This is a genomic window from Flavobacterium sp. (assembly GCF_035456225.1).
Lineage (GTDB): Bacteria > Bacteroidota > Bacteroidia > Flavobacteriales > Flavobacteriaceae > Flavobacterium.
On sequence record NZ_DATIDM010000203.1, the window covers coordinates 1 to 16,797 of the forward strand.

The 16,797-nt window shown below is 37.9% G+C and carries 17 protein-coding genes and 1 pseudogene; 14 read left to right on the plus strand and 4 right to left on the minus strand.

Going from position 1 to position 16,797, the window contains the following annotated elements:
- A pseudogene (locus VLB74_RS12085) lies at positions 1–401 on the minus strand (LTA synthase family protein); the annotation flags it as partial.
- Positions 402–800: 399 nt separating this feature from the next.
- Between VLB74_RS12085 and VLB74_RS12090 the strand changes: the two are divergent.
- The 6 genes from VLB74_RS12090 to VLB74_RS12115 all read left to right on the plus strand — a co-directional run bounded on the left by VLB74_RS12090 (position 801) and on the right by VLB74_RS12115 (position 9,300).
- A complete protein-coding gene (locus tag VLB74_RS12090; protein WP_325203714.1) occupies positions 801–2,579 on the plus strand; it encodes an AMP-dependent synthetase/ligase in 1,779 nt (592 codons plus the stop codon).
- Positions 2,580–2,694: 115 nt separating this feature from the next.
- Positions 2,695–3,144 carry a MarR family winged helix-turn-helix transcriptional regulator gene (locus VLB74_RS12095; RefSeq protein WP_325203715.1) on the plus strand — a complete coding sequence of 150 codons (450 nt, stop codon included), beginning with the start codon at positions 2,695–2,697 and terminating at the stop codon, positions 3,142–3,144.
- Positions 3,145–3,247: 103 nt separating this feature from the next.
- The gene (locus tag VLB74_RS12100) at positions 3,248–5,638 is read left to right on the plus strand and encodes a 3-hydroxyacyl-CoA dehydrogenase/enoyl-CoA hydratase family protein (RefSeq protein WP_325203716.1); all 2,391 of its coding nucleotides are present in this window, start codon (positions 3,248–3,250) and stop codon (positions 5,636–5,638) included.
- A 93-nt stretch (positions 5,639–5,731) separates the two neighbouring features.
- A complete protein-coding gene (locus VLB74_RS12105) occupies positions 5,732–6,913 on the plus strand; it encodes an acetyl-CoA C-acyltransferase (RefSeq protein WP_325203717.1) in 1,182 nt (393 codons plus the stop codon).
- Between the two features lie 80 nt (positions 6,914–6,993).
- On the plus strand, positions 6,994–7,350 hold the full coding sequence (locus VLB74_RS12110) for a four helix bundle protein (protein ID WP_325203718.1): 357 nt from the start codon (positions 6,994–6,996) through the stop codon (positions 7,348–7,350).
- Between the two features lie 129 nt (positions 7,351–7,479).
- Positions 7,480–9,300, plus strand: a complete 1,821-nt coding sequence (locus VLB74_RS12115; protein ID WP_325203719.1) for an acyl-CoA dehydrogenase family protein — start codon at positions 7,480–7,482, stop codon at positions 9,298–9,300.
- A gap of 162 nt (positions 9,301–9,462) precedes the next feature.
- On the opposite strand, the gene VLB74_RS12120 is transcribed toward VLB74_RS12115, so the two are convergent.
- Entirely contained in the window at positions 9,463–9,813 is a 351-nt protein-coding gene (locus VLB74_RS12120) for a 4Fe-4S dicluster domain-containing protein (protein WP_325203720.1), read from the minus strand.
- Between the two features lie 69 nt (positions 9,814–9,882).
- On the opposite strand from VLB74_RS12120, the gene VLB74_RS12125 reads away from it, so the two are divergent.
- From VLB74_RS12125 to VLB74_RS12155, 7 genes are all read left to right on the plus strand, one after another.
- Positions 9,883–10,941 (plus strand): acyl-CoA reductase, encoded by a 1,059-nt coding sequence (locus tag VLB74_RS12125; RefSeq protein ID WP_325203721.1) that lies wholly within the window; start codon positions 9,883–9,885, stop codon positions 10,939–10,941.
- Positions 10,942–11,043: 102 nt separating this feature from the next.
- Positions 11,044–11,445: an LNS2 domain-containing protein gene (locus tag VLB74_RS12130; RefSeq protein ID WP_325203722.1), complete on the plus strand. Its 402-nt coding sequence runs from the start codon at positions 11,044–11,046 to the stop codon at positions 11,443–11,445.
- Between the two features lie 5 nt (positions 11,446–11,450).
- Positions 11,451–12,524 (plus strand): 3-phosphoserine/phosphohydroxythreonine transaminase, encoded by a 1,074-nt coding sequence (gene serC / locus VLB74_RS12135; protein ID WP_325203723.1) that lies wholly within the window; start codon positions 11,451–11,453, stop codon positions 12,522–12,524.
- A 170-nt stretch (positions 12,525–12,694) separates the two neighbouring features.
- Positions 12,695–13,651 carry a D-2-hydroxyacid dehydrogenase gene (locus VLB74_RS12140; protein ID WP_325203724.1) on the plus strand — a complete coding sequence of 319 codons (957 nt, stop codon included), beginning with the start codon at positions 12,695–12,697 and terminating at the stop codon, positions 13,649–13,651.
- Positions 13,652–13,707: 56 nt separating this feature from the next.
- Entirely contained in the window at positions 13,708–14,259 is a 552-nt protein-coding gene (locus VLB74_RS12145) for a hypothetical protein (RefSeq protein ID WP_325203725.1), read from the plus strand.
- A 104-nt stretch (positions 14,260–14,363) separates the two neighbouring features.
- On the plus strand, positions 14,364–14,828 hold the full coding sequence (locus VLB74_RS12150; RefSeq protein WP_325203726.1) for a DUF6146 family protein: 465 nt from the start codon (positions 14,364–14,366) through the stop codon (positions 14,826–14,828).
- Between the two features lie 28 nt (positions 14,829–14,856).
- Positions 14,857–15,183 carry a DUF6787 family protein gene (locus VLB74_RS12155; RefSeq protein ID WP_325203727.1) on the plus strand — a complete coding sequence of 109 codons (327 nt, stop codon included), beginning with the start codon at positions 14,857–14,859 and terminating at the stop codon, positions 15,181–15,183.
- Between the two features lie 54 nt (positions 15,184–15,237).
- On the opposite strand, the gene VLB74_RS12160 is transcribed toward VLB74_RS12155, so the two are convergent.
- Complete coding sequence (locus VLB74_RS12160) at positions 15,238–15,534, minus strand: hypothetical protein (RefSeq protein WP_325203728.1); 297 nt, start codon at positions 15,532–15,534, stop codon at positions 15,238–15,240.
- 114 nt (positions 15,535–15,648) lie between these two features.
- The gene (gene msrA / locus VLB74_RS12165; protein ID WP_325203729.1) at positions 15,649–16,191 is read right to left on the minus strand and encodes a peptide-methionine (S)-S-oxide reductase MsrA; all 543 of its coding nucleotides are present in this window, start codon (positions 16,189–16,191) and stop codon (positions 15,649–15,651) included.
- A 249-nt stretch (positions 16,192–16,440) separates the two neighbouring features.
- Here msrA and VLB74_RS12170 point away from each other — a divergent pair.
- On the plus strand, positions 16,441–16,797 hold a 357-nt coding region (locus VLB74_RS12170; protein ID WP_325203730.1), incomplete at its 3' end, for an ABC transporter ATP-binding protein.

Below are 16,797 nucleotides of genomic sequence, written 5' to 3' on the forward strand. Positions count from 1 at the left end.
GACCCTTTATCATTTTCATGCTTCAGAGAATCCCAAACCGCAATTGTAGTGCGGGCATAAATAAATCTGTAATAAATTAAATCGATGAAATTCGTGGCATAAGCTATCAGATTGGTACCGAAATAGAGATAAAACAAAAACTTCTGATAGCCATGTTTTGTGTTAATCCAAAAAGGTAGGACCGAAAACAATATGAAAAGACCATTTACGTACAGAATCGCTGTCGTATCAAAGGTTAACCCATGATAAGCCAATCTGAAAAATTCTCCTGCCGAAGCAATTTTCAATAAACTGTAGTTATAGGCAAAGAATAAGACGCGGGCAATAAAGTAAAAAACATATGCTAACAATAACCTGTAAACCAGAGCCTTATATTCACTTATACGAAAGAAATTCTTCATAGTAGGTATTGGAAATCGATTTATTTTGTGCCCAAAACTACGAAATATGAGACTGAAAACCGCTTCATTATGAAAAGATTAATAATATTTTAAGTTTGAAATTAGCCTTCCAATATTCAAAAAATACTATGCTTTCATACTATTTTCATTTTTTAACTGCTTAACAAATATCGATTCACTTACAAATTTCAACATAAAAAACAGAAAAAACCTTCAAATAAGGTACGCACCTAAAAGATTAAATGTTTTTTGATCCAAACCCAAAGCAATAAATATCAATACTTTATGCTTCATATTTTGAAAATAAAACAGTAAAAACCTGCAAACACCCGCCCTTTTTCCTTTTTTTTTGCAATAAAATTTAATTTTTCATAATTTGCAGAAATAAAATCTGAAAAAATGAGCCAAATTACACGTCTTTTTGATTTCCCATATTATCAGCTGGAAAAATATAATTTATCCGATGCTTTAGTAACAAAACAAAACGAAGAATGGATTAAGACTTCCACAAAGGAATATTTAGACAAAGCAAATACTATTTCAAGAGGATTGCTTCGTATGGGAGTTCAGAAAAACGACAAAATAGCGATTATTTCCTCCAATAACAGAACGGAGTGGAACATTACCGATATCGGGGTTTTACAAACCGGAGCACAAACAGTCCCTATTTATCCGACTATTTCAGCAGAAGATTATGAATATATTTTAAACCATTCAGAATCTAAATACTGTTTCATTTCAGACATTGAGGTTTTTACCAAAATAAACTCCATAAAGCAAAATGTCCCATCATTAAAAGAAATCTTCTCCTATAATGATATTCAGGGATGTAAAAGCTGGAAAGAAGTTTTGCAATCAGGTGAGGACAATTCAAATCAGGATGCTGTCGAGGAAAGAAAAAACAGTATCACAACAAATGATTTAGCTACAATCATCTATACTTCCGGAACTACAGGACGCCCGAAAGGTGTTATGTTAAGCCACCTAAACATTGTTTCAGATGTATTGATGAGTGCGCCAAGAGTACCTTTAAGAGCAGGTGATTGTCGTGGTTTAAGCTTTTTGCCTGTTTGTCATATTTTTGAAAGAATGATTTTGTACCTCTACCAGTATTATGGTATTTCAATCTACTTTGCAGAAAGCATTGAAAAAATGAGTGACAATCTAAAAGAGGTGAAACCAAACGTAATGACGGCGGTGCCACGTCTTTTGGAAAAAGTGTACGACAAAATATATGCTAAAGGTGCCGACTTAACCGGAATAAAAAAGAAACTTTTCTTCTGGGCTATTGAATTAGGTTTAAAGTATGAACCCTATGAAGCCAACGGCTGGTGGTATGAGTTCCAATTAAAAATAGCAAGAAAATTAATTTTCAGTAAATGGAAAGAAGGATTGGGAGGAGAACTCGAGCTTATGGTTTCCGGAAGTGCAGCACTTCAACCGAGACTGACCAGAGTATTCGCCGCTGCAGGAATCCCAATCATGGAAGGATACGGCTTGACCGAAAGTTCACCTGTAATATCTGTTAACGATCAAAGAAACAGAGGTTTTAAAATCGGAACCGTTGGCCGTGTTTTAGATGGTGTTGAAGTAAAGATTGCCGAAGACGGTGAAATCCTGTGCAAAGGTCCGAATATAATGATAGGCTATTACAAAGATGAAACCCAAACAAATGAAGTACTTAATGGCGGTTATTTCCATACAGGCGATATCGGCGAAGTTGATTCGGAAGGATTTTTAAAAATCACTGATCGTAAAAAAGAAATGTTCAAAACATCCGGCGGAAAATATGTCGCTCCCCAGGTTTTGGAAAACACATTCAAACAATCCCGTTTCATAGAACAGATTATGGTAATTGGTGACGGTGAAAAAATGCCGGGCGCATTCATTCAGCCTAATTTTGATTTTCTTAAAGAATGGGCTAAACTAAAAGGTCTGAACATCGGTACAACAGAAGCGGAAATCTCTTCAAATCCGGAAGTTAAACAACGTATCGAGGAAGAAGTGGAAGAAATAAACAAAAAATTCGGAAACTGGGAACAGGTCAAAAAGATAGAACTTACCCCGGACACCTGGTCTATTGATGGAGGTCATTTAACACCAACCATGAAATTAAAACGTAAAATAATAAAAGAAAAATATCAAAATCTTTATAATAAAATTTACAATAACCAATAAAAACTCTCATACTCCTCTCAATTGAGGAGTTTTTTTTTAACAAACTTAAAAATAATATAATTTTATTATGCATGCATAATAAATATTTGTATATTTGAATTCCTTTTAGAAAAATATGAAAGACAAAACTATAGATTATGTTTTAAGAGCCACCTGGCAGGCAGTAGCAAGAATGTATAATGAAGAGGCTACAAAATATGGTGCCACAATGGCTACCGGATTTGCCCTATTGAGCATAGACCGGGAAAAAGGCACACCTTCAACAGCTATAGGAACCCGAATGGGAATGGAAGCAACAAGTCTGACCCGGACTTTAAAGTCAATGGAAGAAAAAGGTTTAATTATTCGGAAGAAAAATCCAACTGACGGAAGAGGAGTCATAATCCACCTTACCAAATTAGGAAAAGAAAAAAGAGAGTTGTCAAAATCGACTGTGTTGAAATTCAATGAAACAGTACGAAAAAAAGTAACCGAAGAACAGTTGAACAGTTTTATGGAAGTGGCAGAAATCATTAATGAACTGATTGCCGATAAATCCATATTCAACACAGAAAATAAAGAATAAATTAAAAAATATAAAATGAACGATTCAAGTCTTTATCTGTATTCACAATAAGAGATTGAAACTTAAATCGTTACCATAACCATCAAAAAAAACAACCTAACAGATGAAACGACTTATCAAAAAAGTAGCGGTGATTGGATCCGGAATTATGGGATCCGGAATTGCTTGTCATTTTGCCAATATAGGTGTCGAAGTGCTGCTCTTGGACATTATTCCGAGAGAACTGACCGAAGCGGAAGAAAAGAAAGGACTTACTCTGGAAAATAAAGCAGTCCGAAACCGATTGGTGAATGATCATTTAGCAAATGCTCTTAAATCGAAGCCCTCACCTATTTACGATCAGAGATTTGCAAGTCGTATCACAACCGGAAACACTACGGATGATTTGCCAAAAATCAAGGAGTATGACTGGATCATCGAAGTTGTGGTTGAACGTTTGGACATCAAAAAAGCTGTTTTCGAACAGATTGAAAAATACAGAAAACCGGGAACACTAATAACTTCCAATACTTCGGGTATTCCCATTCACTTTATGAGTGAAGGAAGAAGTGAGGATTTCCAGAAACATTTCTGCGGAACACACTTCTTTAACCCTGCCCGCTATTTGAAATTGTTCGAGATCATTCCGGGACCGCAAACTTCTACAGAAGTACTAGATTTCTTAAATGAATATGGCGAAAAATTCCTGGGAAAAACTTCGGTTATTGCCAAAGATACTCCTGCATTCATCGGAAACAGGATTGGAATCTTCGGCATCATGAGTCTGTTCCATTTGGTAAAAGACATGGGGTTAACCATTGAAGAGGTTGACAAACTAACAGGTCCTGTAATCGGAAGACCTAAATCAGCAACTTTCCGAACAGTTGATGTAGTGGGTCTGGACACTTTGGTTCACGTTGCCAATGGTTTATACGAAAACTGCAAGGACGATGAGGCACACGAATTGTTCAAACTTCCGGATTTCATCAATAAAATGATGGAAAACAACTGGTTCGGAAGCAAAACTGGCCAGGGTTTTTATAAAAAAGTTGATAAAGACATTCTTTCTTTAGATTTAGACACATTAGAATACCGAGCGGCTAAAAAAGCATCATTCGCTACGTTGGAAATGACAAAAACGATTGACAAAGCTATAGACCGTTTCAAAGTATTGGTAAAAGGAACCGATAAAGCAGGTGAATTCTACAGAAAGAACTTCACTGCAATGTTCGCTTACGTTTCCAATCGCGTACCTGAAATTACAGATGACTTCTACAAAATTGACGATGCCATGAAAGCCGGTTTCGGTTGGGAAAATGGGCCGTTCGAAATTTGGGACGCCATCGGTGTGGAAAAAGGAATCGAATTAATGAAAGCCGAAGGACTTGCTCCTGCTATTTGGGTAACCGATATGCTTGCATCCGGAAACAAATCCTTCTACACAGTTAAAGAAGGTGCAACCTATTATTATGATATTGCTTCAAAATCGCAGGTAAAAGTTCCGGGACAAGATGCTTTCATCATCCTGAATAACATCCGCGAAAACAAAAAAATATGGAGCAATAGTGAAGCCGTGATCCAGGATTTGGGAGACGGAATTTTGAATCTGGAATTCCAGTCAAAAATGAACTCTATTGGCGGAGGTGTAATTCAGGGAATCAATAAAGCTGTCGAATTGGCAGAAAAAGATTATCAGGGATTAGTAATTGGAAATCAGGCAGCTAACTTCTCGGTTGGCGCGAATATTGCAATGATTTTCATGATGGCTGTCGAACAGGAATATGATGAATTAAACATGGCCATCAAAACGTTCCAGGACACCATGATGCGCCTGCGCTATTCGGGAATTCCTGTAATTGCAGCGCCTCACGGAATGACTTTAGGTGGTGGTTGTGAGCTTACCATGCATGCAGACAGAGCTGTAGCCGCAGCAGAAACTTATATCGGATTGGTTGAATTCGGTGTGGGTGTAATTCCGGGCGGCGGTGGTTCTAAAGAAATGGCGCTTCGTGCTTCGGATTTATTCCGAAAAAACGACGTCGAATTGAACACACTGCAGGAATATTTCCTTTCAATTGGTATGGCCAAAGTGGCTACATCTGCCTACGAAGCTTTCGACATCGGTGTTCTTCAAAAAGGAAGGGATATTGTTGTGGTTAACAAAGACCGTCAAATTGCTGAAGCCAAGAAACAAGCACTTTTAATGGCCGAAGCAGGATACACACAACCGGCAAAACGTAAAGACATTAAAGTTTTAGGAAAACAGGCTTTAGGAATGTTTTTGGTAGGAACTGATCAGATGAAGGCAGGACAATACATCTCGGAACATGATCGAAAAATTGCCAACAAACTGGCTTATGTAATGGCCGGCGGCGATTTATCGGAACCAACTTTAGTAAGCGAACAGTACTTACTGGATTTGGAAAGAGAGGCTTTCTTATCACTTTGTACCGAAAGGAAAACATTGGAAAGAATCCAATTTATGTTAACTAAAGGAAAACCACTTCGCAATTAGAAAATCGATACAGGAAACAAGAAGAAAGTGAAAGAAACTGTAAATCAATCTTGGTTCTTGACTCTTGACTCTTTCATCTCAAAAAAATAAAAAATGAAAACAGCATATATAGTAAAAGCATACAGAACCGCCGTTGGTAAAGCACCAAAAGGAGTGTTCCGCTTTAAAAGACCTGATGAACTGGCAGCTGAAACCATCGAATATATGATGAAGGAATTGCCGGACTTCGACAAAACCCGAATCGACGACGTAATGGTTGGAAATGCCATGCCGGAAGCAGAACAGGGTTTAAACATGGCCCGATTAATTTCCTTAATGGGATTGAAAATCGACGATGTCCCTGGGGTAACCGTAAACCGTTATTGCGCTTCAGGAATTGAAACTATCGGGATGGCTACTGCTAAAATCCAATCCGGAATGGCACATTGTATCATCGCCGGCGGAGCAGAAAGCATGAGTTATATTCCGATGGGCGGTTACAAACCCACACCGGATTACAAAGCAGCGGCGGCAGGTCACGAAGATTATTACTGGGGAATGGGACTAACTGCCGAAGCGGTAGCCAAACAATTCAACGTTTCCCGTGAAGATCAGGATGAGTTTGCGTACAATTCGCACATGAAAGCTTTGAAAGCTCAAGCTGAAGGCAAATTCGACAACCAAATAGTTCCGATTACCGTGGAACAGGTTTATATCGATGAGAATAGTAAAAAAGCGACCAAATCTTATGTTGTTACTAAAGATGAAGGTCCAAGAGCCGATACCAACAAAGAAGCTCTGTCAAAATTAAAACCCGTTTTCGCTGCTGATGGTTCGGTTACTGCCGGAAACTCTTCGCAAATGAGTGATGGAGCGGCTTTCGTATTAGTAATGTCCGAAGAACTGGTAAAGGAATTAAACCTTGAACCGATTGCACGATTGGTAAACTTCGCTTCTTCCGGTGTTGAGCCAAGAATTATGGGAATCGGTCCGGTAAAAGCAATTCCTAAAGCTGTAAAACAAGCCGGAATGCAATTGAAAGACATCGAATTAATAGAATTAAACGAGGCTTTTGCATCACAGTCTTTAGCTGTTATTCGTGAATTGGGATTAAATCCGGATATCGTAAACGTAAATGGAGGTGCTATTGCTTTAGGTCATCCACTGGGCTGTACCGGAGCTAAACTTTCCGTTCAGTTGTTCGACGAAATGAAACGCCGCGGAAACAAATACGGAATGGTAACCATGTGTGTTGGAACTGGTCAGGGGACTGCAGGAATTTATGAGTTGTTGTAGAGACAAGAGACAAGAGACAAGAAGCAAGAAGCAAGATTCGAATAAGAGTCTTAAAAATATACGCCAAAAAAAAAAATAGTATGCGCCACAACTTCAAAAATCTGAAGGTTTGGATTCTGTCAATGGAGATTACATCCGAAATTTTTAAATTATGTAAGACATTTCCAAAATCAGAAACTTACGGTTTGATTAGTCAAATGAACAAGTGTTCGGTTTCGATGCCATCAAATATTGCTGAAGGTTCAAATAGAGGAAATAAACATTTTCAACATTTTTTAAATATCAGTTTAGGGTCTTCATTTGAATTACAAACGCAGTTACTGATAGCTCTTCAAAATGAGTATTTATCAAAAGAAAAAACAGAAGAAATAGAAAACAAAATAATCGAATTTCAAAAGATGATGACCAGTTTCATAAGTAAGTTAGAATTAAATTAGAAAATAGGACAAAATGATTCGAATTATGATTATCAAATCTCCTTCGTATCATTTTTCATCTGAATTCTATTGACATCTTACTTCTTGATTCTTGGTTCTTGCATCTATAAAGTCTAAAAAACTAAAACTATGGAAAATATCGCAGCTAAAACAACGGAAGATATCACAAGAGGCGGACAGTTTTTGGTAAAAGAAACCAAATGTGAAACTGTTTTCACACCTGAAGATTTTAACGAAGACCAAATTATGATGCGCGACTCGGTTAAAGAGTTTGTCGATAAAGAACTTTGGGCCCATAAAGATAAATTTGAGAAAAAGGATTATGCCTATACAGAGGAATGCATGAAAAAAGCCGGAGAACTAGGTTTTCTTGGCGTAGCTGTTCCGGAAGAATATGGCGGATTAGGTATGGGATTCGTAAATACCGTGTTGGTTTGTGATTATATTTCAGGTGCAACAGGCTCGTTCTCAACCGCTTTTGGAGCACATACCGGAATCGGGACAATGCCAATCACATTATACGGAACCGAAGAACAAAAACAAAAATACGTTCCGAAATTAGCCAGCGGAGAATGGTTTGGTTCCTACTGTTTAACAGAGCCGGATGCCGGTTCGGATGCCAATTCCGGAAAAACGAGAGCAGAACTTTCAGCCGATGGTAAAAGTTATAAAATAAACGGACAGAAAATGTGGATTTCCAATGCCGGTTTCTGTCATCTGATGATTGTTTTTGCAAGAATCGAGCACGATAAAAACATTACAGGTTTCATAGTAGAATACGATTCGGCCAATCCAAACGGAATTACCCTTGGTGAGGAAGAACACAAATTAGGAATCCGCTCCTCCTCTACACGTCAGGTTTTCTTTAGCGACACAATAGTTCCTGCTGAAAATATGTTGGCCGGTCGTGGAGAAGGTTTCAAAATTGCCATGAATGCTTTAAACATCGGTCGTATTAAATTAGCTGCTGCATGTTTAGATGCACAGCGCCGAACTATTTCCGGAGCCGTAAAATATGCTAACGAAAGACTTCAGTTTAACACACCTATTGCCAATTTCGGAGCGATTCGTTCTAAAATTGCAGAGATGGCCACTTCATGTTATGCCGGCGAAAGTGCAACATATCGCGCCACCGGTAGCATCGAAGAAAGAATCAATGCACGTGAAGCAGAAGGAAATTCACATCAGGAAGCAGAATTAAAAGGTGTTGAAGAATTTGCCATCGAGTGTTCTATTTTAAAAGTTGCCGTTTCTGAAGATATCCAAAATTGTACCGACGAAGGTATCCAAATCTTTGGAGGTATGGGATTCTCTGAAGATACACCGATGGAAGCCGCCTGGAGAGATGCGCGCATCGCCCGTATTTACGAAGGAACCAACGAAATCAACCGTATGCTGTCCGTTGGAATGCTGATTAAAAAAGCAATGAAAGGACATGTAGACTTATTAGGTCCGGCCATGAAAGTTGCCGAAGAACTAATGGGAATCCCTTCTTTCGACATCCCGGATTATTCCGAATTATTTGCCGAAGAAAAAGAAATGATCGGAAAACTGAAAAAAGCCTTCTTAATGGTTGCAGGTTCTGCTGTTCAGAAATATGGTCCTGATTTGGAAGCACACCAGCAATTACTTATGGCCGCAGCCGATATGCTGATTGAAATCTATATGGCAGAAAGTGCCATCTTGAGAACCGAAAAATTAGCAAAATCAAAAGGCGCCGAAAACATAAAAGAACAAATTGCAATGACGCAATTGTATTTATATCACGCTGTAGATACCGTCACCCAAAAAGGGAAAGAAGGTATTGCCTCTTTCGCAGAAGGAGATGAACAACGCATGATGTTAATGGGATTACGTCGTTTCACAAAATACACAAACATGCCAAACGTAGCGGCTTTACGAGAGACTATCGCTGCTAAAGTTGTGGCCGAGAACACTTACTGCTTTTAATCCGATGGGTTAATTGACTTTAAAATTGGTTTAGTTTGTTTAAAAAACCGTTTTTGCATTTTGCAGGACGGTTTTTTTTATGAATTCATTTCAGCAAGTCCATAAAAAAGCCTGAAAAGTCATAAAACTAATCAGGCTTATAAATACTTTATTCAAAGAAACTTATTCGTTATGTAAAAACGATTGTCTGTTTAACAACGTTTCTTCGTTTTCCACATGATTATCATCCGGAACGCAACAATCTACCGGACAAACGGCAGCACATTGCGGTTCTTCATGGAATCCTTTACATTCCGTACATTTTCCTGGGACAATATAATAAATATCATCTGAAATAGGAGTTTGTGGAGCATCCGCATCAACTTCTGTTCCGTCAGGAAGCACCACTTTTCCTCTTAAACTTGTTCCGTCTTTGTATCTCCAATCGTCTGCTCCTTCATAAATTGCAGTATTCGGACACTCCGGTTCACAAGCCCCGCAGTTGATACATTCGTCTGTTATAATGATTGCCATAGCGTAAATTAATTAATAAGCTGTAAATTTGCACAAAATTACAATCTAAACCTATCATAAACAAATTATATGAACCTTAATCAGAAAAAATCGGCTTTCATCGAATTAGGTAAATTTTTAAGTCAGTTTTCATTGGATAATTCCTCTAAAAAAGAAGGCGTTCTGCACAATGATTTGTTTTTTGATAAGTGTATCGACCTGATTGAATTATCACAAAGTCACAACGGCTGGTTTACACCGGAACAGGTGCATTACGCTATTGATTCCTGGGCAGAATCCTTGACCGAGGAAAATCTTTCCGAATGGCTTTCTGCTTATGACTTTTCTAATGTTCAGCCAAAAACTGTCGGATTAATCCTTGCGGGTAACATTCCACTGGTAGGTTTCCATGATTTTTTAAGCGTTTTACTATCCGGACATAACGTTTTAGTAAAAACGTCTTCCAACGATCAGAAGTTACTTCCTTTCCTTGCCGATTACCTCATCGCAGTAGCTCCCGGAATGGCTGACCACATTACTTTCACCGAAGGAAAATTGGAAAATTTTGACGCGGTAATTGCCACCGGAAGCAATAATACAGCACGTTATTTTGATTATTATTTTAAAGATGTTCCCAACATCATCCGTAAAAACAGAAATTCTGTTGCCGTTCTTGACGGAAAAGAATCCAAAGAAGATTTGGAAGCTTTAGGAGAAGACATCTTCCGATATTTTGGTTTGGGATGCCGAAATGTTTCCAAACTTTTTGTGCCTAGAGGATACGATTTCAAACTCTTCTTCGAAGCGATTTACAAATACGGAGACATTATTCATTATGAGAAATACGCTAATAATTACGATTATAACAAAGCGGTTTTTCTGATGAGCCTCTTCCCTCTTTTGGATAATGAATTTTTAACTTTGAAAGAAGATTCCAGTTATTCTTCCCCTATTTCATCTGTCTTTTATGAATATTACGATGATTTGGAAGCCATAAAAAGCAAACTGTTAGAAGATTCAGAAAAAATACAGTGTATCGTGTCAAATAATTTGATAAATCGCAGTATTTCGTTCGGAAAATCACAAAATCCTGAATTATGTGATTATGCTGATAATATCGATACTATTTCATTTTTATTAAAATTATAGCATTTTATCCCTAAAAACAATAATAATCACACAATTTGTGTTTTTTTATAAATAAATTCGGTTTTTTTATTGAAATTTGCTTGCATTAAACACACAACTCTAATGCAACTACAACACAAAGACAACATTAGTCCTGTTTTACCAAACGGGGTTAAGAACTACCTTATTGACATTGATGGTACAATCACGGAAGACGTTCCCAACGAACAACCCGAAAGAATGGCAACCTGTGAACCCTTTCCTGATGCCTTGGAAACCATCAATAAATGGTATGATGAAGGCCATCAGATTTGCCTCTTTACTTCAAGAACAGAAGAACACCGTAAAGTAACGACAGAATGGCTTAACAAACACGGGTTCCAGTTTCACAGCATCTTATTTGGTAAACCAAGAGGCGGAAATTATCACTGGATTGACAACCATCTTGTAAAAGCAACCCGCTTTAATGGTAAATTTACCGATTTGATTGAAAAAGAAGCAGTAATCCAGGTTTTTAACGATTAAAAGTAATGAAAAAACATAATTTCAGCGCAGGACCTTGCATTCTGCCACAAGAAGTATTTGAAAAAGCATCACAAGCTGTATTGGATTTCAATGGAATGGGATTGTCCATTTTGGAGATTTCGCATAGAGACAAGGCTTTTGTTGCCGTAATGGAAGAAGCCAGAGCATTGGCTTTAGAGCTTTTAGGGCTAACAGGTAAAGGCTACCAGGCTTTGTTTTTACAAGGTGGTGCGAGCATGGAATTCTTACGGGTTCCTTATAATCTAATGAAAGTCAACGGAAAAGCAGCCTATCTGGATACAGGAACGTGGGCAAGCGGGGCAATCAAAGAAGCAAAACCTTTTGGTGAAACAGTTGTTGTGGCCTCTTCCAAACCAGACAATTACGTTTATATTCCGAAAGAGTACGCTATCCCGGCAGATGCGGATTATTTCCACTGCACGAGCAACAATACCATTTTCGGAACTCAAATGAAAAGCTTTCCGGAAACCAATGTTCCGATAGTTTGCGACATGAGCTCGGATATTTTTTCCAGAACGTTGGATTTTTCAAAATTCGATTTGATTTATGCCGGAGCCCAGAAAAACATGGGACCTGCAGGAACTACTCTTATTGTTGTTAAAGAAGAAATTCTTGGCAAAACCGGAAGAGCGATTCCAAACATCATGAACTATCAGCAGCACATTGAAAAAGAAAGTATGTACAATACTCCTGCTGTTTTTGCGGTATACACATCACTTCTTACCTTGCAATGGCTGAAAAAACTTGGCGGAATCACAGCAATTGAAAAGATTAATGACGCTAAAGCCAAATTACTTTACGAAGAAATAGACCGAAACCCATTATTCAGAGGAACTACCGTAAAAGAAGACCGTTCAAACATGAATGCAACTTTTGTATTGAACGATGAAAACCATAAAGAACTTTTTGATTCAATGTGGAAAGCAGCCGGTATTTCAGGAATTACCGGACACCGTTCTGTAGGTGGTTACAGGGCTTCGATGTATAATGCATTACCAATTGAAAGCGTTCAAGCTTTGGTTGATGTGATGAAAGAGTTAGAAAAAAGTATTCAGTAGGCAGATATCAGTAGGCAGAAGGCAGAAAGTAGTCGCAGATTGCTGATTGCAGAAAAAAGAAAGCAGAGTTTAGAGGGTAGTTGAAACAGAAATGGTAATAAATTCCCTTTTTCTTGTCTCTTGTTTCTTGTTTCTTGTCTCTTTTCCCTTTAAATTAATAAAATAAAAAAATGAAAATATTAGCAAACGACGGCTTATCAGAAAGCGGAATTGATACCCTTGAAAAAGCCGGATTTGAAGTTATAACAACTAAAGTGGCACAGGAACAGGTTGCCAATTATATCAATAAAAATGACATTTCTGTACTTTTGGTCCGTAGTGCAACCAAAGTGCGCAAGGATATCATAGACAATTGTCCGTCTTTAAAAATCATCGGTCGCGGTGGTGTCGGAATGGATAATATCGACGTGGATTATGCCGTTGAAAAAGGAATTCACGTAATAAATACTCCGGCTTCTTCATCTGAATCTGTGGCGGAATTGGTTTTCGCACACTTATTCTCCGGTGCCCGTTTTTTACATGATGCCAACAGAAATATGCCTTTGGAAGGCGATTCGCAATTCAACAATTTGAAAAAAGCCTATGCGAACGGAATCGAACTCCGCGGAAAAACGATCGGAATTATCGGTTTTGGACGTATCGGGCGTGAAGTCGCGCGAATGGCGCTTGGCTTGGGAATGAAAGTTTTAGCAACAGACAAACATGTGGACGAAGCCGTAATTAAAGTGGATTTCTACAATGGTCAGTTCATCAATGTAAACATCGAAACAGAACCTATGGAAGATATTTTCAAACATTCTGATTTCATTACCATTCATACACCTGCAGTAGGTGATCATTTGATTGGAAGCAAAGAATTCGCAATGATGAAAAATGGCGTAGGTATCATCAATTGCGCCAGAGGTGGTGCTATTGACGAGGTAGCCTTAATCGACGCCCTTGATGATGAAAAAGTTCTCTTTGCAGGACTAGATGTTTTTGAAGAAGAGCCAACTCCGGCCATTCAGGTTTTAATGCATCCGAAAATCTCTCTTACACCGCATATTGGCGCAGCTACATTGGAAGCACAAGACAGAATCGGGACAGAACTTGCAACGCAGATTATCAGCTTATTAAAGAACGATTAACACAAATTTTCCACTATTTTTTGCTAAATTTGATATTCAATTTTAATTTTTTCACAATGTTAGATCAGATATCAGAATTAGTAAAACAATTTGGTGGTGATGCCATTGTTAACAATCCGTCAGTTCCAAACGAGCACAACGAAGCCGTTATGAACGAAACCGGAAACAGTATTTTGTCCGGACTCCAAAATATGGCAGCTCAAGGCAATGTAGAAGATATTGCAGGATTATTAAAAGGCGGAAATTTTGATGCGTCAAATCCTGTTGTAAAACAGTTGACCGACCAGCTTTCGGGCAATCTGGGACAGAAATTTGGTTTGAGTTCTGATACTGCTTCTGGTGTCGCCGGAAGTATGATTCCAAACGTATTAGGTTCTTTAATAGGCAAAGCCAATGATCCGAATCAACCCGGATTTAATGTTTCTGATATTGTTAACTCTATTGGAGGCGGATCAGGACTAATGGATGCCATTACTAAATATGGTGGCCAATTCGGATTGGATCAAAACAGGGACGGAAAAGTAGACATCAGTGATGCTACTGCAGCCGTTTCAGGCAAAAGCGGAGGTTTTTTAAGCGGAATTCTCGGCAAACTGTTCGGAAAGTAAACACAAATATTCAACTGAAAGCCAGATCATAACGTCTGGCTTTTTTGTTAATTAGATATTTCTTTTGTTTAAGTTTTAGTAACTTTATAGGAAATTCTGAAGTAATGAAAACGTTGCTTTACATAGTTGTTGTAGCATTGGTTACTGTAATATTCGGATGTAATTCGACAACAAAACCTGTTGCTGAAACAAACCCAAATGCAAAGAATCTTGCTGAAAACAAACCTGAAGAAGCCAATGATACGGTTCGCATTTCCAATCTTGATATGGGCTATGAAGTAATCATTATAGATGTTGGATTCAGACCCTGGTTACAAACTACCGCAAAACCGAGAAATTACTATAGTCAAAATTACCTGGAAAGCAGAAATGTTCCGTGGGTAGTGGAATGGAACAACAGAGCCCGTTCTCCAAAATCCAATCATGATGCCGAATTATATCTTCTGCAAATAGATTATCAAAATGGCACGGATTACGGTTACGAAGTGAATTATTTGCTTTATAATTATCTGGTTTATTTTCAAATAAAAAATAATATTCGTTTGGGAGGTTTCCCGCCTCGACCATAATTTGTATTTTTGGACATATTTCTGAAAAATGTCAAATTTAAAACAGCGTTGGGGTATAAAAAGTAACTGGCAGATGGCGGTCATATTCGTCGTTTTTGCCATTACCGGAACTACGGCTTCCTTTCTTTCAAAGCCTATACTGGATTTATTAGGCATTACCAAAGACAATTTACATCCCGTATTGTACTGGACACTTTATATCCTGATAATATTACCGGTTTATAAAGTTTTGCTTGTTTTGATTGGGACAATATTCGGACAACACACTTTCTTTAAAAACTTTGTTTTCAAAATGTTACGCGGAATGAAATTAGGATTTATCGCCGATGCATTCGAAAATAAAAAAAGAGAATAAGACGTCACATCTTTTCTCTATTCTCTTTTCCCTTATCCCTTTTTTCTTTTTCCTCTATTTCTCTTTCTTTATCAGATAAGTGTATATCCACGTTAAGGTAAATGTCGGTATGAAATCCGTTCCCGGAATTATTTCTTCCAAGAATTCTAAAACACCTCCTACTCTACCCACTGTTCCTTTGTACATGCGTGACAGTACAAAACCTGCTATCGGAGCCCAGACCACATCGGTGATTTCTGCTATAACAGGAACTCCATAAGAAGCAAATCCGATCAAATCGAAAATAATTCCTAAAACAAGGTTTCGGTTTTTTAAACTCTTTTCTGTTTTTATTATTTCTGTTTCTGTCATTTACATGTTTTTACAAAGCAGGTTCAAATTCGATGCCAATATTTCGAAATAAGTACATTTAAAGAGATTTAGTTATCTAAACTTACATTTTTCCATTACTTAAATAAACACAAACTACTTCAGTTTCGATTTGTAGTTTTTTTTCAGCTTATCCAATTTCGGACTGATAACTGCCATGCAATACCCCTGGTTTTTATTTCGGTTGTAATAATTCTGATGGTAATCTTCCGCCGGATAAAATTCTTTCGCGTCAGAAACTTTTGTAACCACTTTTTTACCGTAAATATTTTGATCGTTTAATAACTTGATGAAGTTCTCGGCCGCTTTCTTCTGTGCTTCCGAATGGTAAAATATTTCACTTCTGTATTGTGTACCAATATCGGCTCCCTGACGATTTAACGTTGTAGGATCGTGTGTTCCGAAAAAAACCTCCAGTAAATCTTCGTAAGAAATCAAATCCGGGTTATAAATAATTTCAATAGCTTCGGCATGGCCTGTGGTTCCCGTACATACTTCGGAATAGGACGGATTCTTAACTGTTCCGCCTGTATATCCGGGAAGCACCTTCTCTACCCCTTTCAATTCCAAAAACAGCGCTTCCGTACACCAGAAACATCCGCCTGCAAATGTTGCTTTTTCATGCTTTTGATTATCCATAACTGCAATTTCATTTTCTTTACTGACATTACTAACCTTGTTTTTGTCCTTGGCTTCGCAAGACATTATAACAAGCGCAAAACAACTAAAAAATAAACTTTTCATAGCTCAATTTTGTTTATCAAATATACCTATATAACCAATCATCAAAGATTCTTTAACTAAACTTTATAAACACACTTACGAATTTTAAAGGTTGTTGGATTTAAAGTTGATCAAATCTTCGTTTCTTTGTACAAATTGAGAATGATGATCAAAATAAAAAACATCCATAAATATTTCGATAAACTACACGTCCTTAAAGGCGTTAATCTTCACATCAAAAAGGGAGAAGTCGTATCAATAGTTGGCGCTTCGGGGGCTGGAAAAACCACATTATTGCAAATTATGGGTACGCTTGACAAACCAACGGCTGAAAAAGGGACCGAATTATTCATCAATGGTGAAAACCTTTTGAAAATGAGCGACAAAGCCATTTCAAAATTCCGAAATTTACAGTTGGGATTCATTTTTCAGTTTCATCAGCTTTTACCAGAATTTACGGCACTTGAAAACGTTTGCATTCCGGCCTTCATCGCAGGCAAAGACAAAAAAGAAATCGAAGAA